Origin of the sequence: Pseudomonas sp. DCB_BI (assembly GCF_026240995.1) — a bacterium.
In the GTDB taxonomy this organism is placed as follows: domain Bacteria; phylum Pseudomonadota; class Gammaproteobacteria; order Pseudomonadales; family Pseudomonadaceae; genus Aquipseudomonas.
Genome location: NZ_JAPFCG010000011.1, coordinates 152,554 through 175,849, shown reverse-complemented (window position 1 = coordinate 175,849; position 23,296 = coordinate 152,554). Strand labels below are relative to the sequence as shown.

Annotated in this window: 24 protein-coding genes and 2 tRNA genes; 19 read left to right on the top strand and 7 right to left on the bottom strand. The window is 60.4% G+C overall.

Annotated features, from left to right (window positions below):
• The first annotated feature begins 42 nt into the window (after nucleotides 1–42).
• From OO258_RS14235 to OO258_RS14200, 8 genes are all read left to right on the top strand, one after another.
• The gene (locus tag OO258_RS14235) at nucleotides 43–402 is read left to right on the top strand and encodes a hypothetical protein (RefSeq protein ID WP_266031076.1); all 360 of its coding nucleotides are present in this window, start codon (nucleotides 43–45) and stop codon (nucleotides 400–402) included.
• 77 nt (nucleotides 403–479) lie between these two features.
• Nucleotides 480–1,130, top strand: a complete 651-nt coding sequence (locus OO258_RS14230; protein ID WP_266031074.1) for a c-type cytochrome — start codon at nucleotides 480–482, stop codon at nucleotides 1,128–1,130.
• Entirely contained in the window at nucleotides 1,127–2,041 is a 915-nt protein-coding gene (locus tag OO258_RS14225) for a c-type cytochrome (protein WP_266031072.1), read from the top strand. Before OO258_RS14230 ends, OO258_RS14225 begins: the two co-directional genes overlap by 4 nt.
• Before the next feature lie 233 nt (nucleotides 2,042–2,274).
• Complete coding sequence (galU, locus tag OO258_RS14220) at nucleotides 2,275–3,114, top strand: UTP--glucose-1-phosphate uridylyltransferase GalU (RefSeq protein ID WP_110743902.1); 840 nt, start codon at nucleotides 2,275–2,277, stop codon at nucleotides 3,112–3,114.
• Nucleotides 3,115–3,301: 187 nt separating this feature from the next.
• Complete coding sequence (gene gorA, locus OO258_RS14215; protein WP_266031069.1) at nucleotides 3,302–4,657, top strand: glutathione-disulfide reductase; 1,356 nt, start codon at nucleotides 3,302–3,304, stop codon at nucleotides 4,655–4,657.
• A 611-nt stretch (nucleotides 4,658–5,268) separates the two neighbouring features.
• The gene (gene ahpC / locus OO258_RS14210) at nucleotides 5,269–5,832 is read left to right on the top strand and encodes an alkyl hydroperoxide reductase subunit C (RefSeq protein ID WP_003250537.1); all 564 of its coding nucleotides are present in this window, start codon (nucleotides 5,269–5,271) and stop codon (nucleotides 5,830–5,832) included.
• A gap of 125 nt (nucleotides 5,833–5,957) precedes the next feature.
• Nucleotides 5,958–7,535 carry an alkyl hydroperoxide reductase subunit F gene (gene ahpF / locus OO258_RS14205; protein ID WP_266031067.1) on the top strand — a complete coding sequence of 526 codons (1,578 nt, stop codon included), beginning with the start codon at nucleotides 5,958–5,960 and terminating at the stop codon, nucleotides 7,533–7,535.
• A gap of 163 nt (nucleotides 7,536–7,698) precedes the next feature.
• Nucleotides 7,699–7,887 carry a hypothetical protein gene (locus OO258_RS14200; RefSeq protein ID WP_266031066.1) on the top strand — a complete coding sequence of 63 codons (189 nt, stop codon included), beginning with the start codon at nucleotides 7,699–7,701 and terminating at the stop codon, nucleotides 7,885–7,887.
• A gap of 4 nt (nucleotides 7,888–7,891) precedes the next feature.
• On the opposite strand, the gene OO258_RS14195 is transcribed toward OO258_RS14200, so the two are convergent.
• The 3 genes from OO258_RS14195 to nhaR all read right to left on the bottom strand — a co-directional run bounded on the left by OO258_RS14195 (nucleotide 7,892) and on the right by nhaR (nucleotide 10,886).
• On the bottom strand, nucleotides 7,892–8,539 hold the full coding sequence (locus tag OO258_RS14195) for a YceH family protein (RefSeq protein ID WP_266031064.1): 648 nt from the start codon (nucleotides 8,537–8,539) through the stop codon (nucleotides 7,892–7,894).
• A 162-nt stretch (nucleotides 8,540–8,701) separates the two neighbouring features.
• The gene (gene sstT, locus OO258_RS14190; RefSeq protein WP_266031062.1) at nucleotides 8,702–9,913 is read right to left on the bottom strand and encodes a serine/threonine transporter SstT; all 1,212 of its coding nucleotides are present in this window, start codon (nucleotides 9,911–9,913) and stop codon (nucleotides 8,702–8,704) included.
• Nucleotides 9,914–9,992: 79 nt separating this feature from the next.
• Complete coding sequence (gene nhaR, locus OO258_RS14185; protein WP_266031061.1) at nucleotides 9,993–10,886, bottom strand: transcriptional activator NhaR; 894 nt, start codon at nucleotides 10,884–10,886, stop codon at nucleotides 9,993–9,995.
• Between the two features lie 134 nt (nucleotides 10,887–11,020).
• Between nhaR and OO258_RS14180 the strand changes: the two genes are divergently transcribed.
• Both OO258_RS14180 and OO258_RS14175 read left to right on the top strand, forming a co-directional pair.
• A complete protein-coding gene (locus tag OO258_RS14180) occupies nucleotides 11,021–11,260 on the top strand; it encodes a hypothetical protein (protein ID WP_266031059.1) in 240 nt (79 codons plus the stop codon).
• A gap of 28 nt (nucleotides 11,261–11,288) precedes the next feature.
• Nucleotides 11,289–12,041 carry a TerC family protein gene (locus OO258_RS14175; RefSeq protein WP_266031057.1) on the top strand — a complete coding sequence of 251 codons (753 nt, stop codon included), beginning with the start codon at nucleotides 11,289–11,291 and terminating at the stop codon, nucleotides 12,039–12,041.
• A gap of 52 nt (nucleotides 12,042–12,093) precedes the next feature.
• Here the strand turns inward: OO258_RS14175 and OO258_RS14170 are convergent, their stop codons facing one another.
• Nucleotides 12,094–12,273, bottom strand: coding sequence for a hypothetical protein (locus tag OO258_RS14170; RefSeq protein ID WP_266031055.1), 180 nt, complete (start codon nucleotides 12,271–12,273; stop codon nucleotides 12,094–12,096).
• A 223-nt stretch (nucleotides 12,274–12,496) separates the two neighbouring features.
• Between OO258_RS14170 and OO258_RS14165 the strand changes: the two genes are divergently transcribed.
• Nucleotides 12,497–13,174 (top strand): peptidase C39 family protein, encoded by a 678-nt coding sequence (locus OO258_RS14165; RefSeq protein WP_266031054.1) that lies wholly within the window; start codon nucleotides 12,497–12,499, stop codon nucleotides 13,172–13,174.
• A gap of 59 nt (nucleotides 13,175–13,233) precedes the next feature.
• Here the strand turns inward: OO258_RS14165 and OO258_RS14160 are convergent, their stop codons facing one another.
• Nucleotides 13,234–14,517 carry an NAD(P)/FAD-dependent oxidoreductase gene (locus OO258_RS14160; protein WP_110743913.1) on the bottom strand — a complete coding sequence of 428 codons (1,284 nt, stop codon included), beginning with the start codon at nucleotides 14,515–14,517 and terminating at the stop codon, nucleotides 13,234–13,236.
• Nucleotides 14,518–14,718: 201 nt separating this feature from the next.
• Here OO258_RS14160 and OO258_RS14155 point away from each other — a divergent pair.
• From OO258_RS14155 to OO258_RS14140, 4 genes are all read left to right on the top strand, one after another.
• Nucleotides 14,719–14,795: transfer RNA gene (locus OO258_RS14155), tRNA-Val, on the top strand.
• A 167-nt stretch (nucleotides 14,796–14,962) separates the two neighbouring features.
• Nucleotides 14,963–15,039: transfer RNA gene (locus tag OO258_RS14150), tRNA-Val, on the top strand.
• Between the two features lie 132 nt (nucleotides 15,040–15,171).
• On the top strand, nucleotides 15,172–15,741 hold the full coding sequence (locus OO258_RS14145; RefSeq protein WP_003250559.1) for an SPOR domain-containing protein: 570 nt from the start codon (nucleotides 15,172–15,174) through the stop codon (nucleotides 15,739–15,741).
• Nucleotides 15,742–15,884: 143 nt separating this feature from the next.
• Entirely contained in the window at nucleotides 15,885–16,310 is a 426-nt protein-coding gene (locus OO258_RS14140) for a GTP pyrophosphokinase (protein ID WP_266031052.1), read from the top strand.
• A gap of 44 nt (nucleotides 16,311–16,354) precedes the next feature.
• Here OO258_RS14140 and OO258_RS14135 read toward each other — a convergent pair whose 3' ends face one another.
• Nucleotides 16,355–16,717 (bottom strand): response regulator, encoded by a 363-nt coding sequence (locus OO258_RS14135; protein WP_110743914.1) that lies wholly within the window; start codon nucleotides 16,715–16,717, stop codon nucleotides 16,355–16,357.
• Nucleotides 16,718–16,897: 180 nt separating this feature from the next.
• On the opposite strand from OO258_RS14135, the gene OO258_RS14130 reads away from it, so the two are divergent.
• The 3 genes from OO258_RS14130 to OO258_RS14120 all read left to right on the top strand — a co-directional run bounded on the left by OO258_RS14130 (nucleotide 16,898) and on the right by OO258_RS14120 (nucleotide 20,048).
• Nucleotides 16,898–18,448 (top strand): sensor histidine kinase, encoded by a 1,551-nt coding sequence (locus OO258_RS14130; protein ID WP_266031050.1) that lies wholly within the window; start codon nucleotides 16,898–16,900, stop codon nucleotides 18,446–18,448.
• Between the two features lie 157 nt (nucleotides 18,449–18,605).
• Nucleotides 18,606–19,130, top strand: coding sequence for a hypothetical protein (locus OO258_RS14125; RefSeq protein WP_266031048.1), 525 nt, complete (start codon nucleotides 18,606–18,608; stop codon nucleotides 19,128–19,130).
• A 519-nt stretch (nucleotides 19,131–19,649) separates the two neighbouring features.
• Nucleotides 19,650–20,048 (top strand): NUDIX domain-containing protein, encoded by a 399-nt coding sequence (locus OO258_RS14120; protein WP_266031046.1) that lies wholly within the window; start codon nucleotides 19,650–19,652, stop codon nucleotides 20,046–20,048.
• 167 nt (nucleotides 20,049–20,215) lie between these two features.
• Here the strand turns inward: OO258_RS14120 and OO258_RS14115 are convergent, their stop codons facing one another.
• Nucleotides 20,216–22,627 carry a TonB-dependent siderophore receptor gene (locus tag OO258_RS14115; protein WP_266031045.1) on the bottom strand — a complete coding sequence of 804 codons (2,412 nt, stop codon included), beginning with the start codon at nucleotides 22,625–22,627 and terminating at the stop codon, nucleotides 20,216–20,218.
• Nucleotides 22,628–23,001: 374 nt separating this feature from the next.
• Between OO258_RS14115 and OO258_RS14110 the strand changes: the two genes are divergently transcribed.
• A complete protein-coding gene (locus tag OO258_RS14110) occupies nucleotides 23,002–23,274 on the top strand; it encodes a PepSY domain-containing protein (RefSeq protein WP_110743920.1) in 273 nt (90 codons plus the stop codon).
• Nucleotides 23,275–23,296 lie beyond the last annotated feature (22 nt).

Here is a 23,296-nt window from a genome sequence, read left to right as displayed (position 1 = left end):
GGCGGTGGTCGAAGCGTATTCTTGATGGCAGAGGTGCTGCAAATGAAGTGGATGGTGGCGGCGTTGTCGCTAACGCTGGGCGGCTGTGTAAGTGTTGCCGAGCTGGAACAGTCGCATGAAACGATGGACGTGATCTCTGGCAAGAGCCCGCGCGCCTACGCCGATTGCATCAAGCAAAAGCTGGCCGATACCCGTGACCCGCTGGTCGAAGAGCAGCGTGGCGACGGCCTGCGACTGGTCGTGCCGCAGAAACTCACCGCAGGTGCTGGCCCGGCCGCACTGGTGGACATCGACAAGCGTGGTAGCGGCAGCAGTATCAAGCTGCATGAGCGGCTGAACAATTTCCCGCTGCGCCTGGGCGATGTGCGCACTGCCGCTACCCAGTGCATCTCCGGAAGTTGATCTGAGGCAACGGCCCCTCCTTTCTTTGCTTATATGTTTTAAGCCTAAACATATAACAAAAGAAAAGGAGCGTCGTGATGGTACCGTTGAGATGCGCAGTGATCGGCAGTCTGCTGATCCTGGCCTGGCCGGTGGCGCATGCTGCCGATGGCCAGAAAATCTTCACCCAGGGCGGGGCCAACCCCGCTGCCATGGCTTGCCTGGGCTGCCATGGTCCGGACGGCAAGGGCATTGCCGCTGCCGGCTTCCCCCGCTTGGCCGGGCTTCCGGCAGGGTATCTCAGCAAGCAATTGCACGACTGGCGCAGTGGCACCCGCAAGCAGCCGGTGATGGAGCCGCTGGCCAAGGCCCTGAGCGAAGAGGAAATCACCGCCGTCAGTGCCTACCTGGCCAGCCTGCCCGCAGACCCCGCTGGCGATCTGCGCCGGCAGCAGATTGCTGATGACCCCACCACCCGCATGGCCCTTTACGGCGACTGGAACCGGCAGATTCCCGGCTGCGTGCAATGCCACGGCCCCGGTGGTGGCGGGGTGGGCGAGCATTTCCCGCCCTTGACCGGCCAGCCCGCCAGTTACCTGGTGGCGCAGCTTGATGCCTGGCGCAACGGCAGCCGCCGCAATGACCCCAATCAGTTGATGGTCGGCGTGGCCAAGGCCATGACCGAAGACGAGGTCAAGGCCGTTGCCGAGTTCTTCGCCCGCCCCGCCAGCCAGGAGGTCAAGCCATGAGAGCGACGATTCCCGCCTTGTTGCTGCTGGTCGTGAGTTGCCCTCAGGCCGCGCCCATTGCCATGGAAGACCAATCGCAGCTGAGGGTGCCCGGCGTGCAGGCGCCGCCACGGTTCGTGCCGCCCGCTGAGCGCGAGCTGCCTGACAATGCCTTTGGCAAGATGGTGCGCGAAGGGCATGCTCTTTTCGTCGACACCCGCCGGCTGATGCCCGAAGCCGTGGGCAATGGAATGAACTGCAGCAATTGCCACCTCGACCAGGGGCGCCTCGCGCATTCTGCACCGCTGTGGGGTGCTTACCCGATGTACCCGGCGTACCGCAAGAAAAACGACAAGGTCAACACCTTTGCCGAGCGTATCCAGGGCTGCTTCCAGTTCAGTATGAACGGCAGGCCGCCAGCCGCCGACAGCCCGCAAATGACTGCGCTGGCGGTGTATTCATACTGGCTGTCGACCAAGGCGCCGACCGGTGTGGAAATTGCCGGGCGTGGCTACCCCGAGGTGGCGCAGCCCAAGGGCGGTCATGACTTCAAGCGCGGCCAGCAGGTTTACGCTGAGCAGTGTGCGATCTGCCACGGCAACAACGGCGAAGGGCAGAAAGTGGCTGGCGAGTACGTGATGCCACCGCTGTGGGGCAAGGATTCCTACAACTGGGGCGCTGGCATGCACCGTATCAACACCGCCGCTTCGTTCATCAAGCACAACATGCCGTTGGGCAAGCCGGGCAGCCTGAGCGACGAGCAGGCCTGGGACGTGGCGGCGTGGATCAACCGCCATGAGCGTCCACAGGACCCGCGGCTGGTCGAAGGCTCCATCGAGAAGACGCGGGTGAAGTTTCATGCCAACGATGGGGTGAACCTGTATGGTCAAGAGGTCGATGGGGTGCTGATCGGGCAAGGGGCTGGTCACTGATGCGTATCTGTGCCGGCCTCCGCCAGGGCTCACACGCCGCGGGGCCGGCACAGAGGCTTGTGCTGTCATCCACCGGTCATGTATGACAGCAATATTTACGATCCCCCGGAACTATCTACACTGGGTTATCTCTATCTTCCCATCGGTCGGCCACAGGTGAGGCATTGTAAGGTGCGTGCCGCCTGATTAGACTGCGCCGAATTCCACAGGCCTAGCCTTTTGTAAGGACGTATATGATCAAGAAATGCTTGTTCCCGGCAGCCGGTTACGGCACTCGTTTCCTGCCTGCTACCAAAGCCATGCCCAAGGAAATGCTGCCGGTGGTCAACAAGCCACTGATCCAGTATGGCGTTGAAGAAGCATTGGATGCGGGTCTGAGCGAAATTTCCATCGTTACCGGTCGCGGCAAGCGCGCGCTCGAGGACCACTTCGACATCAGCTACGAGCTGGAAAACCAGATCAAGGGCACCGACAAGGAAAAATACCTGGTCGGTATCCGTCGCCTGCTCAATGAGTGCTCGTTCTCCTACACCCGTCAAACCGAAATGAAGGGCTTGGGGCACGCTATCCTCACGGGTCGCCCGCTGATCGGTGACGAGCCGTTTGCCGTGGTGCTGGCGGACGACTTGTGCGTCAATCCGGAAGGTGACGGCGTGCTGACCCAGATGGTCAAGCTGTACAACCAGTTCCGCTGCTCGATCATCGCCATTCAGGAAGTGGATCCGCAGGAAACCAACAAGTACGGCGTCATTGCCGGCGACATGATCCGTGACGACATTTACCGTGTCACCAACATGGTCGAGAAGCCTGCGCCGGAAGATGCACCGTCGAACCTGGCGATCATTGGTCGTTACATCCTGACCCCGGACATTTTCGACATCATCAAGAACACTCCGCCAGGCAAGGGCGGCGAAATCCAGATCACCGATGCGCTGATGCAACAGGCGCAAAACGGCTGCGTAATCGCCTACAAGTTCAAGGGCCAGCGGTTTGACTGCGGTGGTGCCGAAGGCTACATCGATGCGACCAACTTCTGCTTCGAGAACTACTACAAGACTGGTAAGGCTTACTGAGTAAGCCGCTACTCGTATCAGCGTTGATAACTGGGGCCGCGTTGCGGCCCTTCGCGGGCATTCCCGCTCTACAGGTACTGTGCAAGCCTTCAAGGTTGCGTAACCCTGTGAGAGCGGGCGTGCCGGCGAAGGGTCGCAAAGCGGCCCCAGTGCGTTATGCTGGGCGCCTGCCTAGGAGAGTGAATACATGGCCTACGATTTTGATCTGTTCGTGATTGGTGCCGGGTCCGGCGGCGTGCGCGCGGCGCGCTTTGCCGCCGGTTTTGGCGCAAAAGTGGCAGTGGCCGAAAGCCGCTACCTGGGCGGTACCTGTGTCAACGTCGGTTGTGTGCCGAAAAAGCTGCTGGTGTACGGCGCGCATGTTGCCGACGAACTGGAGCAGGCTGCAGGTTTCGGCTGGACCTTGGAAGAAGGGCATTTCGACTGGGGCACCCTGATTGCCAACAAGAACCGCGAGATCGAGCGCCTCAATGGCATTTACCGCAACCTGCTGGTCAACAGCGGGGTGACCCTGCTGCAGGGCCATGCGCGCCTTACCGGCGACCACGAGGTAGAAGTGGACGGCGAGCGCTACAGCGCCGGGCACATCCTCATCGCTACCGGTGGCTGGCCGCAAGTGCCGGACATCCCGGGCAAGGAACTGGCCATCACCTCGAATGAAGCCTTCTACCTCAAGGACCTGCCTCGGCGAGTGTTGGTGGTGGGTGGCGGCTACATCGCCGTCGAGTTCGCCGGTATCTTCCAGGGGCTGGGTGCCGACACCACACTGTTGTACCGTGGCGACCTGTTCCTGCGCGGCTTCGATGGTTCGGTGCGCACACACCTGAAGGAAGAACTGGAAAAGCGTGGCCTCGACCTGCAGTTCAATGCCGATATCCAGCGTATCGACAAGCTGGAGGATGGCAGCCTAAAGGCCACCCTCAAGGACGGTCGCGAGTTGGTCGCCGACTGCGTGTTCTACGCCACTGGGCGACGCCCGATGCTGGACGACCTGGGCCTGGAGAATACCGGTGTCGAGCTGGATGGGCGCGGCTATATCCGGGTTGACGAGCAGTACCAAACCACCGCGCCGTCGATCTTGGCCATTGGTGATGTGATCGGCCGTGTGCAGCTCACCCCGGTGGCCCTGGCCGAGGGCATGGCCGTTGCGCGGCGCCTGTTCAAGCCGGAGCAGTATCGCCCGGTTGACTACCAGAACATCCCGACCGCAGTGTTCAGCCAGCCGCCAATCGGTACCGTTGGCCTGACCGAGGAGCAGGCACTGGAGGCCGGGCACAAGGTGCAGGTGTTTGAAAGCCGCTTCCGCGCCATGAAGCTGACCCTGACCGACATTCAGGAAAAGACCCTGATGAAGCTGGTGGTCGATGCCGAGACCGACAAGGTGTTGGGCTGCCATATGGTCGGCCCTGACGCTGGCGAGATTATCCAGGGCCTGGGCATTGCCCTGAAGGCCGGTGCAACCAAGCAGCAGTTCGACGAAACCATCGGCGTGCACCCCACGGCGGCTGAAGAGTTCGTGACCATGCGCACCGCTACCCGCTGACCGCGAATCTAGCGCGATCCCTGTGGGAGCACTTTGCCGCGAAAGCCGGCGGAGCCGGTGCCATGCACTGTGGTGGATGCTTCGCGGGGCAAGCCCGCTCCCACAGGTACCCCGCAGGCTTGAGGCTGATGCAGTACCTGGGGAAACACCTGGCTTGCTCAATTTCTAGAATCCAGCGCGATCCCCTGTGGGAGCGGGCTTGTCCCGCGAACACGGGCGAAGCCCGTGCCATGCACCACGGCGTCGGTTTCCTTGGGCAAGCCCGCTTCCACGCCGTTCGCGCAGCATTCTGGATTTACGTTGTACTTCCAGGCTGCCGTAGCACCAAGTCGCCCTATGATGTGCCCGTTCTGAGGCATGACATTCAGACGCACGATGAAAGTCCTCATGCAGGCCACGATAGCGACCACCGTGAGAGGACCTGGGCTTGGCCCTCCTTGTACCGCTACAGACTTCGCAATCCTTTGCTCAGCCCATTCCCTTCTATCAATAAACACCGGTTATAGCCAAAACCAATCACAAGCATGAGCTTTGCCAATGAGCCATCAGCGGGATGATTAGTTAGGATTCTATCCATCAACTGATTCCAACCCCATGAAGGAGCGTCTCTCATGCCAATCATCAACAGCCAGGTCAAACCGTTCAACGCCACCGCCTACCACAAAGGCGAGTTCGTGCAGGTCAGCGAAGCCGACCTGAAAGGCAAGTGGTCCGTCGTGTTCTTCTACCCGGCCGACTTCACCTTTGTCTGCCCGACCGAGCTGGGTGACCTTGCCGACAACTACGCCGAATTCCAGAAACTGGGCGTGGAAATCTACGGTGTGTCCACCGACACCCACTTCACCCACAAAGCCTGGCACGACACTTCCGACACCATCGGCAAGATCGAATACCCTCTGATCGGTGACCCGACTCACGTCATCTCGCGCAACTTCGACGTGCTGATCGAAGAGGCCGGCCTGGCCGATCGCGGTACCTTCGTGATCAACCCGGAAGGCCAGATCAAGATCGTCGAACTGAACGACGGTGGTGTAGGCCGCGATGCTGCCGAACTGCTGCGTAAAGTGAAGGCTGCCCAGTACGTTGCCGCCCACCCAGGCGAAGTTTGCCCGGCCAAGTGGAAAGAAGGCGAAGCCACTCTGGCGCCATCGCTCGACCTCGTAGGCAAGATCTAAGGTCATGCGCACCCCGCGGGCGGTAACCAGCCGCCAAAGCTGAAGTACCTACCGCCCCGTAAAAGCGCCCGGGCGACATCGCCTGGGCGTTTTTGTATCCGAGTTTTGAAAAAGGAATCGCCCGTATGTTGGACGCCACGCTTAAATCGCAACTGAAAACCTACCTGGAGCGGGTCACCCAGCCGATCGAGATCGTTGCCTCCCTCGACGACGGCGCGAAGTCCCGCGAATTGCACGACCTGCTGGTGGAAATCGCCGGCCTGTCGAACCTTATTACCTTCAGCGCGGACGGTACCGATGCCCGTCGCCCATCGTTCTCGCTGAACCGCCCGGGTGCTGACCTGAATGGCAACGGCATCAGCCTGCGCTTCGCCGGCATACCCATGGGCCACGAGTTCACCTCTCTGGTACTGGCGCTGCTGCAAGTCGGTGGCCACCCGTCCAAGGCCAGTGCCGAAGTGATCGAGCAGATCCAGGCGCTGGAAGGCGAGTTCACCTTCGAAACCTACTTCTCGCTGTCGTGCCAGAACTGCCCGGACGTGGTCCAGGCGCTGAACCTGATGGCGGTGCTGAACCCCAACGTGCGTCACGTGGCCATCGACGGTGCGCTGTTCCAGGCTGAAGTGGAAGCGCGCAAGATCATGGCGGTGCCGAGCATTTACCTGAACGGCGAAATCTTTGGCCAGGGCCGTATGGGCCTGGAAGAAATCCTCGCCAAGATCGACACCAGCGCCGGTGCCCGCCAGGCCGAGAAAATCAACGCCAAGGACGCTTTCGACGTGCTGGTGGTCGGCGGTGGCCCCGCTGGCGCGGCAGCTGCCATTTACGCAGCACGCAAAGGCATCCGTACAGGTGTCGCTGCCGAGCGTTTTGGTGGCCAAGTGCTGGACACCTTGGCCATCGAGAACTTCATCTCGGTGCAGGAAACCGAAGGGCCGAAGCTGGCCACGGCATTGGAAGAGCACGTCAAGCAATACGATGTCGACATCATGAACCTGCAGCGTGGCGAAGCGCTGATCCCGGCTATCGATGGCGGTCTGCACGAAGTTCGCCTGGCTGGCGGTGCTTCGCTCAAGGCCAAGACCGTGATCCTGGCCACCGGGGCTCGCTGGCGCGAAATGAACGTGCCGGGTGAGCAGGAATACCGCGCACGCGGCGTGGCCTACTGCCCGCACTGTGACGGCCCGCTGTTCAAGGGCAAACGCGTGGCGGTGATCGGTGGCGGCAATTCGGGCGTGGAAGCGGCCATCGACCTGGCCGGTATCGTTGCCCAAGTGACGCTGATCGAGTTCGACAGCCAGCTGCGTGCCGATGCGGTATTGCAACGCAAGCTGCACAGCCTGCCAAACGTGAAAGTGATCACCAGTGCGCTGACCACGGAGGTGCTGGGCAATGGTGAAAAGGTGACCGGCCTGCGCTACAAGGACCGTTCCACGGACGAGCAGCATGAACTGGCGCTGGAAGGTATCTTCGTGCAGATCGGCCTGTTGCCGAACACAGACTGGCTGAAGGGTACTGTCGAGCTGTCGTCGCGTGGCGAGATCATGGTCGATGCCAAGGGCCAGACCAGCATCCCGGGTGTGTTCGCCGCGGGTGACGTGACGACTGTGCCGTACAAGCAGATCGTGATTGCGGTGGGAGAGGGGGCCAAGGCCTCGCTGGCGGCCTTCGATCACCTGATCCGTACTTCGGCACCGGCATAAGCCTGTACCGGCCTCTTCGCGGCTAAAGCCGCTCCCACAGGTACTGCGCAGTTTTGAATACTGTGTAAATCCCTGTAGGAGCGGCCGCGAAAGGGCGGGTCCAGGCAAAGAAGAACCCGAGGGGTGTCTATGATTAGTGCAGATCCTCTCAGGAATCACACCCATGACCCTGATCAGCCGCGAACCCTGGTGGCTAGTCCCCCCCAAGCCCGGTCAGCAAGAGCAGGACCTGCACTGGGGCTACCTGGAAATCTACGCCGACGGCCGCACCGTGTTCGTCGACCAGCGCCCCAGTGACCGGGAACTGGCCGAGCGCAAGAGCTGCCGCCATTTCCCCGACCCCGAGCCGTGACGGCTCAGCCTTCCAGTTCGGCCAAACGTGCCTCCAGCGCAGCGATGCGGGCTTCGAGGGCTTCGATACGGTCTTCCGACACACTGCCGCCAGCGCTGCGGGCGCCACCTTCGTGCTGACGTGCAGCGAGGATCGCCTCGATCTCTGCCGGGTCGCCCAGGGCATGGGTGTAGCGGTCTTCGCGTTGGCCGGCCTGGCGTGGCAGGTGCAAGGCCAGGTCACGAGAGATCAGGCGCTCCAGCTGGTGCTGGATCTGCTCGGTGTCGTCGAAGTCATGCAGGCGGTTACTGCGGGTCAGCAGTTCGTTGAGGGTCTGTGGGCCGCGCAGGAACATCAGGCCCATCAGCACCAGTTGCGCCGGCACCAGCTCCAGTGCCTTGTCCACCCGTTGCTCCCAGCGATCGGCGCGGCTGCCCATCTGCAGGCGGGTCATGTCCTGCCCTTCAAGGGCGCGCAAGGCCTGGCCGACCTGGCCCTGGGTCAGGTTCATCACCGGCTCGCGGCTGGTCTTCTGGTTACAGGCCAGGACCAGGGCATTGAGGGTCAGCGGGTAGCTTTCGGGGCTGGTGGCCTGCTTTTCGATCAACGCGCCGAGCACGCGAATCTCGATGCTGGTGAAGCGGCCTTCGCCGACGGTTTCGTGTTCTGACATGGCCCTGTCTCATTGCTGGGGAAAGGCCACTAGCCTAGGTAAAGCGCCTGGCTTAAGCAATCATCTGCGTCTTGATAGGGCAAGCCCGCCGCTACAGAGCAATGCGCTCTCCTGTAGGGGCGGGCTGGTGCCGCGATCGGCCGCAAAGCGGCCCCGGCAACCTCAAGCGTTACGCCGCTCTTCAGCCAGGCAGGCCGCTGCGGTGAACAGCACATCGGTCGAGGAATTCAGCGCCGTCTCGGCCGAGTCCTGCAGCACGCCAATGATGAAGCCCACCGCCACCACCTGCATGGCAATTTCGCTGGGGATACCAAACAGGCTGCACGCCAGCGGTATCAGCAGCAGCGAACCACCCGCCACACCCGAAGCACCGCAGGCACACACTGCCGCCACCACGCTGAGCAGCACGGCGGTAGGCAGGTCTACCGGAATACCCAAGGTATGCACTGCCGCCAGGGTCAGCACGGTAATGGTGATCGCCGCGCCGGCCATGTTGATGGTCGCACCCAGCGGGATTGACACCGAGTAGGTGTCTTCATGCAGGCCAAGGCGCTCCGACAGTGCCATGTTGACCGGAATGTTGGCCGCCGAACTGCGGGTGAAGAATGCGGTAATGCCGCTTTCGCGCAGGCACAGCAGGGTCAGCGGGTAAGGGTTGCGGCGAATCTTCCAGTACACGATCAGCGGGTTCATTACCAGTCCCACGAACAGCATGCAGCCAATCAGCACCGCCAGCAGGTGCAGGTAGCCGAGCAGAGCGTCGAGGCCGGATTGCGCCAGGGTAGCGCTGACCAGGCCAAAGATGCCCAGCGGGGCGAAGCGGATGACCACGCGGACAATCAAGGTTACGCCGTTGGACAGGTCGTCGACCACGGTGCGAGTGGTTTCACCGGCATGACGCAGGGCTATGCCCAGGCCGATGGCCCAGGTCAGTATGCCGATGAAATTGGCATTGAGGAGGGCGTTGATCGGGTTGTCGACTGCGCTCAGCAGCAGGTTCAGCAGCACCTCGCTGATACCACCAGGCGCGCTCAGCGCAGCCTCGGAGGCGCTGAGTGCCAGGTTGGACGGAAACAGCATACTGGCGAACACGGCCACTACTGCTGCGGCAAAGGTGCCCAGCAGGTACAGCCAGAGGATCGGGCGAATGTGGGTTTCCTGGCCATGACGGTGGTTGGCGATCGAAGCCATGACCAGGATGAACACCAGCACGGGCGCCACCGCTTTGAGGGCGCTGACGAACACTTTGCCAAAGAAGCCCAGGTCGAGGGCCACGCTGGGCGCCAGCAGGGCCAGGGCGATGCCGGCAAGCAGGCCGATGACAATTTGCGCCACCAGGCTGGTGCGGTTGAGGAAGCGGAAGACAGGGGTCATGTGCAGCAGCGTCTCGAATTCTGGAAAGGGGCGGACTTTACCATAAGCGCAGTGCAGTCCTGCGCCGACCTCTGCGGGCTCACCAGTGAAACAACTCCCGGCGCGCGCCCTCGGTAATGGCCACGATCCCCGGGTGCTTGACCTTGCGCTCCACCGAAATCGCGTAGAACGACTCATGAACGGCTTCCGTCTGCCCGATCAGCCGCACGCCGTACTGGCGGCACACTTCTTCGGCAATGACGCTGGGGGCGACGAATATCCCGCTGCCGGACTGACCGAACGCCTGCATCAACGCGCTGTCATCGAATTCGCCGACAATCCGCGGCTGTACGTGTTGCTCCCCCAGCCAGCGCAGCAGACGGCTGCGCACAACGGTTTCCTGGCCGGGAATCAACAGTGGAGCGTCTTGCAAGCAGGCAGGGAAGGCCCCCCCGTGACGCTGGGCCAGCGCCGGGGTGGCAAAGAAGCTCAGCCCGCACTCGCCAAGCTTCTGGCTGTAGCCCTTGATGTCCAGGTTGTTCGGCATGGGGCTGTCGGAAATCACCAGGTCCAGGCGCTGGATCGCCAGGTCGGCAAGCAGCCGCTCGAGCTTGTCTTCGCGGCAATTGATGCGCAGCACATCGTCCAGCTCCATGGTCGGTGCCAGCAAACGATACACAATGGACTTGGGCACCACGTCGGCAACGCCCACCCGGAACAGGATCTGCTCCTGTGGGCCAGCGCGCAGCATGGCCTCCAGCTCACCGCCCAGCTGGAACATCTGTTCGGCATAGACCAGCGTCTGGCGCCCGGTTTCGGTCAGTTCCAACTGCCGGCCCACGCGCTGGAACAATTCCAGACCGTAGGTTTGTTCGAACAGGCTTATCTGCCCGCTGATGGTTTGCGGGGTCAGGTTCAGTTGCTCGCTGGCGCGGGCGATGCTGCCGGTCTTGGCCACCGCCCAAAAGTAGTGCAACTGCCGATAGTTAAGCATCGGTGTGTTCCAGATTCGTAAAAACCGAAGTATAACCGCTGAAAATACGAATTTTCCTGATGTATTGCCTTGTCTAGAATTCACCTCCATCAGGCGCCCTGTGCGCCGCCGGAATATCGACAAGCGAGGAACCCATGCTGCAATTCAAATCCATCGGCACGCCGCTGGTACTGGCCTTGGCCCTGTTCACCCTGGCCGGTTGCGACCAAGCCGAGAAATCCGCCCAGCAAATGCTCGACCAGGCAGCGCAATCGGCCAAGCAGGCCATCGACGACACCAACAAGGCCGCCCAGCAAGCGTTGAGCGATGCCATCGGCACCGAAGGGCAAAAGCCCAAGGATGCCGAAAAGAAAGAAGAAACCCAGGAAATCTGACCCCAACCGCCGCTGCAGGATCTGAACAATGGAATATTTGCTGGAACTCGCCGCTAGCCCTACCGCCTGGATTGCCCTGGCTACGCTGGTCGCCATGGAAGTTGTACTGGGCATCGACAACCTGATCTTCATCTCGATCCTGACCAACAAACTGCCGGTCGCGTACCGATCCAAGGCGCGGCGTATCGGTATCAGCATGGCCCTGATCATGCGCCTGGCCTTGCTGAGTACGGTGGCCTGGATCGTGCAGTTGACCGACCCGGTGTTCGAAGTGCTTGGCAACGCCTTCTCGTGGAAGGATGTGATCCTGATTGCCGGTGGCCTGTTCCTGCTGTGGAAGGCGACCAAGGAAATCCACGAAAACGTCGACCCACACGGCGCCAAGGAAGAAGCCAAGCTCGGCTCGACGGTTACCCTGGGCTTTGCTGCAGCGATCTTCCAGATTCTGCTGCTGGACATTGTCTTCTCGGTCGACAGCATCATCACCGCCGTGGGCATGACCGAGCACTTGCCGATCATGATCATTGCCGTGATCACTGCCGTGATCGTGATGATGGTGGCCGCCGACCCACTGGCGAACTTCATCAATGACAACCCGACCGTGGTGATGCTGGCCCTGGGCTTCCTGATCATGATCGGCATGACGCTGATCGCCGAAGGCTTTGGCGCCCATGTACCGAAAGGTTATGTGTATGCGGCGATGGCGTTCTCGACGGTGATCGAGATCCTCAACATCCTGGCGCGTCGGGCGCGGTTGAAGCGTGAAGCGACTGAAGGCTGATGTAACGACGGGGCGCCTGGCGCCCCGTTCCCAGTCTTGATCAAATCCAGTGTCAGTGCACCCCGGCATGCCGCCGCGCCCGCCGCATGGGCTGTGGCTTGGGCGGCGCCTGAGGTGGCAGGTGGTGATGGTGTGCATGACGCCGCACGATACGCAGTACGCCCCATAGCATGGCGGCTGCGACGCTCAGCCACATGCCTACCAGCATGAGGATTGCCAGGGTCAGGCTCATTTGTGCCTCCATCTCTACGGCAAGCCCTCGATTGGCCAGTGCTTGCCTTCCAGACACTGCTTTAGTCTAGCCCTTCGCCTGTGACGTTCCATCGAACAAAGGTCTATCTCTTGGTCCGATTCGCTCCAAGCCGCTGTCGGACTATACCCGCGCCGCTGTGGGACCTATGATCGTTTGCCAGAGCCGGGCGCTGCCTGCCTGGCGTTGAAGCAAGCGAGTGTCCATGCCGCAACATTCCTTCAAGACCGCTCACCGTCGGTTGCTGGCTGCCGTTATCGTGGCGGCTTCACTGGCTGGCTGTGCCAGCGCGCCGCCCGCCAACCTCAAGGGCCTGCCGCAGCGGGTCGAAATCAGTAGCGTGCCGTTCTACCGTGGCAACGCCAACCATAGCGGGGCCATGGCCCTGGCGGCAGTGCTGTCGCAACAGGGTGCACCGATCACCCCGGGGCTGCTGGACAAGCCGCTGAACCTGCCGCAGGGGGCCGAGGCGCTGGACACCGGCATACCCCGCGTGGCGCGGGACTACGGCATGGTGGTGTACCCACTGGACAAACAGCTGGACGCGCTATTGACCCAAGTGGCGGCGGGCAACCCGGTGCTGCTGCGTTACGAAGACGGTTCGGCCTGGTGGGCCGAGCCACGCTATGCGGTCCTGATCGGTTATGACCGCTACAAGCAGCGGGTACTGTTGCGCTCGGGCATGCACCGGCGGCAGGTCATGGCGTTCGACGATTTTGCCTCGGCCTGGGCGAAGCAGGGGAGTTGGGCGGTGCTGGTGCAGCCACCCCGGCAATTGCCGGCCCAGGTGGATCGCCAGCGCTGGTTGCAGGCGGCAGATGAGCTGTCGCGGGCGGGGCAGGAGATTGCGGCCAGGCAGGCGGTGAGTAGCCTGGATAAATAGTGTTGCCGGTGCTGGTCCTGTCGCCGGCTTGCCCCGCGACAGGACCAGACCTGCTGGCATCAGAAGCCCAGGCGATCTCGCAAGCTGTAGTACCAGGCACCGATGGCGCTGAACGGTACACGCAGCATCTGGCCACCCGGGAACGGGTAGTGCGGCAGGCCGGCAAAGGCGTCGAAACGCTCGGCCTGGCCACGCAGGGCCTCGGCCAGTACCTTGCCCGCCAGGTGGGTGTAGGTCACGCCGTGGCCCGAGCAACCCTGCGAGTAGTAGATGTTGTCGCCGATACGGCCAACCTGCGGCAGGCGCGAGAGGGTCAGCAGGAAGTTGCCGGTCCAGGCGTAGTCGATCTTCACGTTCTTCAGCTGCGGGAAGGCCTTGAGCATCTTCGGACGGATGATCGCTTCGATGTTGGCCGGGTCACGCGCGCCGTACACCACGCCACCGCCGAAGATCAGGCGCTTGTCGCTGGTCAGGCGGTAGTAGTCGAGCAGGTAGTTGCAGTCTTCGACGCAGTAGTCCTGCGGCAGCAGGGTACGTGCCAGCTCTTCGCCCAGCGGTTCGGTGGTGATCACCTGGGTACCGCATGGCATGGACTTGGCCGCCAGTTCTGGCACCAGGTTGCCCAGGTAGGCGTTGCCGGCGACGATGATGAACTTGGCGCGGACCTTGCCCTGCGGGGTGTGCACCACTGGGTTGGCACCACGCTCGATGCGGATGGCCGGGGTTTGTTCGTAGATGATGCCGCCCAGCGACTCGACTGCGGCAGCTTCGCCCAGGGCCAGGTTCAGCGGGTGGATGTGGCCGCCGCTCATGTCGAGCATACCGCCGATGTAGCTGTCGCAAGCAACTACCTCACGGATGCGCTTCTGGTCCATCAGCTCCAGCTGGTTGTGCCCAAAGCGTTCCCACAGGCGCTTTTGCGACTCCAGGTGGCCCATCTGCTTGCTGGTCAGGGCAGCGAACACGCCACCGTCTTTCAGGTCGCACTGAATGTTGTACTTGGCCACACGCTCACGAATGATACGGCCGCCTTCGAAGGCCATGTGGCCCAGCAATTGTGCCTGCTTGGGGCCGACAGTGCGTTCGATGACGTCGATGTCACGGCTGTAGCTGTTGACGATCTGGCCGCCGTTGCGGCCCGACGCGCCGAAGCCGACCTTGGCCGCTTCCACGATGCTCACCTTGAAGCCATTCTCCAGCAGGAACAGGGCGCTGGAGAGGCCGGTGTAGCCGGCGCCGATGATGCACACATCGGTTTCCACCTCACCCTGCAGCGCCGGACGTGGCGGCACCGGGTTGGCCGAGGCGGCGTAGTAGGACTGGGGGTAGGGGGTGTTAGCCATGCTGCAGAAACCTCGTGTTTTATATTTTTAACGAATGTACCGATGCTATCAATAATAATAAACACCCGCTAGTCGTCTGTTGAAAATCCTTTACTGGGCCCCGACCAGCGCTTCTCTATAAAGAGGTTTAGATTCAGTAGCTTAGCGCGAAAAAAAGTGTTGACAGGGTTTTTGGAATGCGTAGAATGCGCACCACACGACAGGCACATAGCTCAGTTGGTTAGAGCACCACCTTGACATGGTGGGGGTCGTTGGTTCGAGTCCAATTGTGCCTACCAAATCGAAGAAGGGGTGATCCGCAAGGGTCGCCCCTTTTTTCATTGGCTTGTTTCGTAGCCCACGATCATCGTCCAGGCATTCCGCAGTACCTTCGAAAGGTTTTGATTTTTCTGAAAAAAACGCTTTACAGGTACGCATCCGGTCACTAATATGCGCACCACACGACAGGCACATAGCTCAGTTGGTTAGAGCACCACCTTGACATGGTGGGGGTCGTTGGTTCGAGTCCAATTGTGCCTACCAAATCCCAAAAAGGGCGATCAGCAATGATCGCCCTTTTTGCATTTGCCCACGAAGCAGCCTGTAACCTTTGGTCGCGCTTCGGCCATGGCCCGGCATGCTAGAATCCGCACCTTCGAATCTGGAGGTACACGCGTGCGCAAACTGGCTGTGGTAATGGCAGTGCTCGCCCTGGCGGGCTGTGAGAACGAGGTCGAAGGCGTGCACAAGCAGGTGGCCGAGCACCTGCACAACCCCAAGACGGCCAAGTTCGGCAACGTGCGGATCGACACCCAGGGCACCATCTGCGGCCAGGTCCGCGGCAAGGACGATGCCGGGCAGTACGAGGCCTATCGCAGCTACGTGGCGATCAAGCGCGATGGCCAGTACGACATCATTGTCGACGACACCGGCAACAACCTGCGCATCCGCGAGCTGTGCGGCGGCGCTGACCTGCAGCGCCGCGCAGAAGCGCTGGCCGACCAACCGGCACCCCAGGGCTGGGATGTTGAAGTGGTTCAGGGGGCCAACATGGGTGCCCTCAGCGATATGACTGCACGCCTGATCGAAAAGGGCATCCCGTCTTCGGTGGAGTACCGCGACGGCAAACCGGTGGTGCTGATGGGGCCGTTCCCCACCCGTGAAGAAGCGCAGGCGCGCCGGGATGAAGTAATGGCCAAGTTAGGAACTGACTCGGTGGTTATCCAGCACGGGGCAGCACGCTAAGCCCCACGCCCGCAATTCGAAACGGTCCCGGGCCGCGCTTGGCCGTGGAGGTCGGGCAAACCGGCGTACCAGAGCACGTGATAGACCCTGTTCACACATCTTGGCTATGCTTGGGTTGGGTGATGCTGAACGGGGAGCGCCGCATGTCTACACTGGAACGGGCCATTGCCGTGGCCGCCAGGGCGCATGAAGGGCAATACGACAAGGGTGGGGCGGCGTATATCCTTCACCCGCTACGCGTGATGATGCGGGTTGCCACACCAGAGCAACGAATTGTCGCGGTGCTTCACGATGTGATCGAAGATACCCCGCTGACCCTTTCGGATCTGGCGCGTGAGGGCTTCGCACTAAAGATTCTTGCCGCCTTGCTGGCGCTTAGCCGCCGCGAGGGTGAAGCCTACCAGGACTTCGTGGTGCGCTTGGGCGATGACCCATTGGCGCGTACCGTCAAGTTAGCTGACCTTGCCGACAACAGCGATCTTTCGCGCATCGCATGCCCAGGCCCCGCCGATCTGGCCCGTTTGGCCCGTTACCGGGAGGCCAGCGCCTACCTGCAGGGATTGACCTGAGGCTCAGCCACACGCCTTTCTGGGCTCGCATTGCCAGTGGGTGATCAGGCATGCAGCAGCTTTTCAATTTCCTCCGCCACCTGCTCAAAAGTCCAGGGCTTGGGCAAAAATGCAGCCTTGCAGGGTAAGGACTCGGGCGGAATCACTGCATCGCCCGAGGTGAGCAGTACGGGAACAGCGGGCCACCTGCGCCAGACCTCCCGAGCCAGTTGCAAACCGTCCACCTTCCCTGGCATGTGGATGTCGGTGAATACCAGCTTGACGGCCGGCCCGTTGCACAGAAACGCCAACGCCTCGTCACCATTTGCGCAACATGTAATCTGAAGGGCGTACAGTGACGAAAGGCTTTCGGCAGTCAGCTCTCTTAGTAATTCATCGTCTTCGACTAGCAAAATATGGCTGGGCATGGGGCGAACTCGTGTCTCATACCCATTGGGCTTTAGCGCCTATGCTTCGTTGCTGCCGGCCGATGAGTGGCATAGCACCTGCTTGCCTCGATTAACGTCTATGGTTTCAGGGCGATAAGCGAAACGCTGGCACGGCAGATGACACACTCTGTTGTCACTGCGCATCTGGATGGAGAGGTTATGCAACAGCTACCGCCGGAAGAGACTATTCGGGCTGCCTTGAAGAAATCCCATGCCAGGCTACACCGACAGCATGAGCTGGTTGTGGAGTTCGGCGTCATGTCCCTCAAGGTGGACGACGTTGATGCTTTGCTCACCCAGGCCTGCGCCGTGGTCGCGGAAGGCATGAACACGCGTTTCGCCAAAATCCTTCAGCCGCTTGCGGACAGTGATGACTATGTCCTGTCCCATGGGGTGGGCTGGGATGAGTCTGACATCGGGCATGCGACCGTTGGCGGCGACATAGCCAGCCCGGCAGGGTATGCACTTTCCACCTACCGCCCCGTCCTGTCCAACCACCTGGGCCTGGAGGAGCGCTTTCGTACCCCGGATCTGCTGAAAAAGTACGGGATCGAGCGGGCCATTAATGTCCCCATACGGGGCCCGCTGGGGCCGTTCGGTGTGCTTGAAGCGGACAGCAGCAATGGCGATGATTTCGTTGAAAGCGACCTGGTCTTCCTGGAGGGGATTTCCAACGTCATCTCCCTGGCTGTTGACCGCATTGCAACAGGCGTTGATGCACCGCATCCCGATCCGTATTCAGAAAGCTTTCTGAATGCCAGCCCTGACTGCGTGAAGATTCTGTCGCCCGATGGCGTGATTGAGTTCATGAATGAAAAAGGTCTGGAGCTCATGCACCTCGCCGCTTTACCTGACGTCAAAGGCCAGGCCTGGTCTGAGTTTTGGCCTGAGGAGTCCAAGCCGCTGGTGCAGGATGCGCTGTCCAAGGTCGCTTCAGGCGAGACGGCGAGGTTCGAAGCGTTTTTCCCGACTGCGCCGAACGAGCCCAAATGGTGGGATGTAACGGTGGCACCGATCCTCGCCGCAGACGGTCAGCTGGAAAGGCTCATCGCGGTGTCCCGAGACATTACCGAGCGTCATCAGTACGAAGATCAATTGCTATCGCTGATTGAAGCCCAGAATTCCCGGCAGAATGCCAGTGACCTTTACCTGGAGGAGATAGACCACCGGGTGAAGAACAGCCTGCATCTGGTGAATACATTGCTGTTGCTGCAGGCGAATCTCACGCCGGATACGGCGGTGAAGCAACAGTTGGAGACGGCGGCAGGCCGGGTGGTCACCATAGCCAGCGTGCATGAGCGTCTTTATCACTCTGCAGCAGACAAAGGCGTCATGGCAGCGGTGTACCTGAATGCATTGCTGGGCGATCTTGGCCGCGCTCTGGCTGATCGAGAAATTGTGCTGCAGGCTGACGACTTCCTGTTGCCGCCCGAGCGAATGGCACCTCTGGGCCTGGTGCTCTCTGAGCTCATCACCAATGCACTGAAGTATGGCAAAGGTACCGTTGAGGTCGTGGTCAAGCACGCTGGGGATCATGCCCGCCTGACGGTGAAGGACGAAGGCCAGGGATTTCCTGATACCTATCCGAAACCCACGGGCACAGGCCTGGGAATGCGGCTGGTCAGAAGCTATTCCGGGTACGGAAGCTCAGCGGTGACGGTGGAGCGACTGGACGGCAAGAGCTGCATTCATGTGCGTTTCAAACTCTAGGCTGCGGGTGAATGTGGCAATGGCGGCGGGATTCGGGATGTGACCTATGGGGGCGCCACTGCATCTCGCAATGAATTTTCAGGCGCGGCTCCGTTCTACTGCAGACAGTTGGTCATCACTCATGCCCCAGGCGTGAACGACGTTCAGGAGCAGTGCAGTGCCTCAAATCATCACGCCGGAAACCCCAGAACATGAGGTCGCCGAGCGCAATGCCAGAATGTTCGGTTCACCCAAGGAGCGCCTGGATTTTTACCGCAGAGAGATTCAATACGAAACCAGTATTCTGGCCAACCGAACGGACGCCTACCTGGCTGCGCAGTCCTTTCTGGTCATCGCGTTCGTTTCGTCAATGGGTAACCTGAACCAGAGTTGGGGAGAGATGTTCACCCTGATGGTGCCGGCCTTTCTGGCGTTATTGGGCATCCTCAGTTCTCTGAATGCCTGGCCAGGCATTCGTGCAGCTTATCGAATCATCGAGCATTGGCAGCTGAAACAGAGCCATCTGCTGCGCAGCGAACCGATGATGGGCTTGGCCTATGATGAGTCGCCGCTGTTCTGCGAGGCTGAGACATCGCTGGCGGGGCATCGCAAGTCCTTGCTGTTTTCCCTCCGCACGCCATGGATCTTCCTTGTATTCTGGGTGCTGCTTGGGAGTTACTCGGTTTACATTCAGCTGGCATGATCGGCTGCTTGCGCCTGCGCAGCGACCTACTGACCGACACCCAGGTGGATCCAGCTGCTGTAGCCCGAGATCAGTGCCGGGGGAAGGTGAGGCAACCCGCGCCTGATTTCCCTCAACGCATCTGGGCTTCGAACCCACTCCGTCAACCACGCTATCAGCAACGGCTTAGTCATGGGGCAGGGCGCTACTTGCTGTTCAAGCTCGTCAGCTATCTGGGCGAGGAGTGCCAGGTATCCGTCAAGCTCGGCAATCTGATTTACCATGTTTTTCGACCTCGTTCAGGTTCTGATGTGAGCGTTTGTGTCTTCCGGCCCGCAGAAAGGGTTACAGGTTGTCGGCACTCTGTCGGCCCCTTCAACCTCTATCTGACTCAGACAGCTAGTGCCGGCTTCGATATCCCCAGATGTGGACTGTGCCTATCAGGTTGAACGAGTCGTCATTAAGGTGAGTCTTCAGGGAGTCAGTCTCCAGTCGCTACAACGAGACGGATATGAACCTATTGACGAGCTGAGTGTGTGCATGCGGGAAAAAAAGGCGCGTAAGGTCAAGATCAAGGCCAGGGCAACAATCATCTGTCTTCGAAGTGGCAGAATTCTCTTGGTCAGGAAAAAGAGCCGGAAATGGAATTTTCCTGGCGGTCTCATCGAGCCGGGAGAGTCGCCTCTTGCAGCCGCTGCCCGGGAACTCCATGAAGAAACGTCCATTGCAGGCCATGGCTTGCTTCCTCTGTGCACTGTTCAGGTCGGGTTGACTGTGCACCACGTGTTCACCACGCATTTCGATGATGAAGAAAGGCCCATGGCTCGCAACGAGATCGTGGCTTGCAAATGGGTGCTCAGAGACAAGCTAAATCCATCGATGCTGAATGCAACAGCCGCTGGGCTGCTATCGACTCAATTGCCAGCGCTGACTGCATAGAACTCTCAAGCCCCTGGCCAGGACGTTTGCCAGGGTCCTGGAACAGGTCAGTTGGCGGTTTTAGCCGCTTGCAGCCAACGCCCTCACCTAGAGCATGCATCAGCGCTGGCTGATCAATTGCGCGATGAGGGGCCCACCCGTGGGGCCCCATTTCAGCAGGCGATGACTCAGAACGCGTATACCAATGTGGCGGTGGCACTACGCGGCGACCCATACCATCCACGTGCGCCGATGGCGGTGTAGTAGGTCTTGTCGAAGACGTTGTTGAGGTTCAACGAGACGCTGGTTTGAGGGGTGAACGCGTATTGCGCCATCAAGTCGACGATGCTGTAGGGGTCTTGGGTGAACGTCTCGTCGTTTGGCCCAGCCCCCTTGTAGTACTCGCGCCCCTGCCAGCGCACACCGCCGCCCACCTTCACCTGCGGCAGCGCCTGCAGACGGTAGGTGGTGAACACTTTAAGTGTGTCTCGCGGTACCTCAGTGTTCAGGCGGTCGCCATCGGAATCCTTGCTGACGGCATAGGTGTAGCTGGCCGATACCTGCCAATCGGGAAGGATCTCGCCGGCCACTTCCATTTCGAAACCGCGCGTCTTGGTACCCGATTCGGCACGGTAGGCCTGGTCGCCGTCTGGCGCCAAGTTGCTGCCATCGGCCACTGCCAGGTTGTCTTGGTGCACCTCGAAAACGCTGAAAGCAGTGGTCAGACGCTTGTCCCAGAACTCGCTTTTCAGGCCCAGCTCGTAGTTCACACCCTCCAATGGGTCGATGTAACTGCCAGAGACGGTCTGTTTGCTCTGTGGTTTGAAAATGGTGGTGTAGCTGGCGTAAGCCGACCAGTTTTCGTCGAGGTCGTACACCAGGCCAAGGTACGGCGTGACAACCCCCGTCTCGCTTCGCGAGGTGCGGCTGGTGTCGCCGCTGGATAGGGTGGTCGAGGTTTCATCACGTTTCCAGTCGATTACCCGTGCCCCGGTGATGAGCGACAGATCGTCGGCCAGGCTCCAGCGCACCGAGGCGACCAAACCATCCTGGGTTTCATCCAGGGCGTCTTCCGACGACTTGGTGTAAATGGCGTCCGGGATCGCCAGCGATCCGTCCCAGCTGTTGATGTCGTCGATGGTCTGGTATGACCACAGCGGGTAGCCGTCGTTACGGTAATAGGCCCTGTAGTGACTGGCCCCAAGATAAGCCTGGTGCTCGCGGGCGAACAGTTCAAAAGGGCCTGCGGCTGACAGGTCGAACGAGGTCTGACGCGGCTCGCCCGCCCAGCGCCCTGTCCAGGTAGTGATGCCACTGCCGTCGGGGTTGACGGTGCCGCTGGCTGCGGTGGCGAAGGCGTCGTCATAGCTGCGGCGGTTGTGCTCGGCGTTGAGCTTCAACTGCCAGCCGTTGTCCAGCTGATGCTCCAGTGTGGTGAATACCGTCTTGGTGCGACGCTTGTGATAACTCCAGTCCGAGGCGGAGTTGAACGAGCGGGACGGGCTGAAGTGACTGCCGTCGGAGTTGTACATCGGGAAACCGTGGTTACCGGCACCGTCGTTGTCCATCTCCTGGTATTCCGCGCCCACTGTAAGCATCGTGCTCTCAGTGATGTCCCATTCCAGTACCCCGTAGAACGCTTGCTTTTCCAAGGATTGGCGGTCGACGTAGCTCTGGCTGTTGGTGTTCGACGCGACGATCCGCCCGCGTAAGTTGCCGCTTTCCGACAACTTGCCAGACATGTCCAATTCCTGGCGATAGTCGTCCCAGGAACCAGCCTTGAGGGTCAGTTTCCGTTGCGTTTCCAGCGTCGGCTTCTTGCGAATCAGGTTGACTGTTGCACCAGGATCGCCTGTGCCGGACATCAGCCCTGTGGCACCCCGTACCACTTCTACCCGGTCATAGGACACCATGTCGGCGAGGTCGTCCCGGAATCCGTAGGTATCGGGCCTGTTGATACCATCCACCTGGATGCTGCCTACCTCGAAACCGCGCACGTAGATATGGTTTGCATCACTACCAGCAGGGCCCATGCTGTCGACGACCACACCCGGGGTTTGTTCAAGCACCTGGGCAACACTGTTGAGGTTCTGATCTTCGATCTGCTGGCGTGTAATCACACTGACGGATTGTGGCGTTTCACGTTGCGAGAGTCGCAGCCCGGTCGCGGTATTGGCCGAGCCAGTGGTGTAACTGCCGGTGCCTTCAGTGGTGGCACCCAGCCCGGCGCTGGAAATCGTCGTGGCGGAAAGCTCCATCAAGCCGTGCTGGCTTGGGCGAACCACGCTGTAGCGGTTGTCACCCACCTGTTGTACCTGCAGGCCGCTACCTTCCAGTAGTTGAGCGAAACCTTGTTGCAGGTCGTAATTGCCTCGCAACCCCTCGCTGCGCAACCCCGCTATTTCCTCACTGCTGAAGCTGACCGTCACTCCGCTGGCACTCGCAAATTGGTTCAGGGCATTGGCCAGAGACCCTGCCGGAATGCTGTAACTGACAGCGTCCGCGTGGACACTGGTAGCCGCTAGCAAAGACCCCGAGAGACTGAACGCCAGTGCAGCTCGGCGAATGCTGATAGCGGTAGACGACAAACAAGCGGACATCCATTGACTCCAGTTCGTAAGGAAAGCCAGGCCTCCAATAGGAAGCGTAATGCTAATAAGAATATTTCCCATAAAGCGGCGTGATATTCTTTCCTTGAAGTCGCAGTGTCAATTAATGTTTTTCGGTTTTGATGGCTCGCCACACGTTTAGAGCACGAGCCCAAGAGGCCCCTCTACATTAACGAGGGCTAAACGAGGGGCTTCACGTGCATCAAGATCTGGCCGGGCCTGCGCTGGATTGCCCGGGCGTGAGCGCCGTTGGCGCCCTTGAGGTGAGCAACGTCCTGCACTACATCGTCGCTGCGCACATAAACTGAACAACGAGATTAGCGGGCGGGTCGGATCGTTAACTGTCACCAGAAAGGATGTTAGCGATGAAAGCGATGACCCGACTGTTCACTGGCCTTGCCATTGTTGGCGCACTGGCAAGCACTTCAGCCTGGGCAGACCAGCCTGGCGCTGACTGGAAGGTAACCAAGGACCAGGCTGAGGCCACTTTGAAAGGCGCCGGCTACACACAGATCACCAAGATCGAGGCCGATGATGGTCATTGGGAAGGTGAGGGGTTGAAAGCTGACGGCAAACAATATGAGTTCCAGGTCGATCCACACGATGGCAAAGTCATCAAGGACGAACTGGATAACTGATCACTCTCCATGCAAAAGAGCC